Origin of the sequence: Falsiroseomonas oryzae (genome assembly GCF_027856955.1) — a bacterium.
Classification (GTDB): domain Bacteria; phylum Pseudomonadota; class Alphaproteobacteria; order Acetobacterales; family Acetobacteraceae; genus Falsiroseomonas; species Falsiroseomonas oryzae.
Genome location: NZ_JAPSMD010000915.1, coordinates 1 through 832 on the forward strand (window position 1 = coordinate 1; position 832 = coordinate 832).

Annotated in this window: 1 protein-coding gene; it reads right to left on the reverse strand. The window is 76.8% G+C overall.

Annotation, left to right across the window (positions count from 1 at the left end; translation table 11 throughout):
- The coding region (locus OZN99_RS32650; protein ID WP_270939331.1) for a tetratricopeptide repeat protein at positions 1–832 on the reverse strand (832 nt) is incomplete at both ends.

The window sequence follows — 832 nt, forward strand, 5'->3', positions numbered from 1 at the left end:
CGGCCGAGAGCCGTGCCGCAGCCAGGCGGGCCCGGATGCCGGCATCGTCGGGCGCGAGGCGCACCGCCTGCTCGAAGGCCTGGACCGCATCCCGCGGACGGCCCGCGCCGCTATGCGCGCGGCCGAGCATGTCGAAGGCCTCGGCGTCGGCGGCATTGCGCTGGACCAGGCGGCTCAGCGTGGCGGCGGCGGCGTCGGGCCGGTTCGTCTCCAGCTGCAGCGTGGCGAGCATCTTCGCGCCGCGCGGGTCGTCCGGGCGGCGCGCGGTGTGGCGCTGGGCGGCGTCCTCGGCCAGGGCGGGCTGGTTCAGCGCGCGCTTGACCGTGGCCAGAAGCAGCAGCCCGTCCGGGATGTTGGGCAGCACGGAGCTCAGCCGCTGCAGCGTGTCGTCGGCGGCGCGCCAGTTCTGCTGCCGCGCGGCGAGCATCGCGGTGAGGTAGGTCGCCGGCACGCTGCCGGGAGTGACGCGCAATGCGGCGTCGATGTCGGCACGCGCGCGCGCATCCTCGCCGGTCCGGATCAGCAGCTCGGCGCGCAGCACGCGGCCCTGCACATTGCCCGGCGCGCGGGTGAGCAGCCGGTCGAGCGTGGCGATCGCCTCCGCCGGCTGGCCGCGCTCGGTCTGGAAGGAGGCCTTGCGCAGCGCGGCCTCGGCGCTGTTCGGGTTGGCGGCAAGGGCGCGGTCCACCGCTGCCTCCGACGCGGCGCGGTCGCCTTCCACCAGCGCCAGCGTGGCAGCGGCCAGATGCGGCTCGGCAGTGTTCGGCGCGAGCCGCAGCGCCGCCGCGACCGAGGCGCGGGCCGCGTCGCGCTCGTTCAGCGCGAGTTCGGC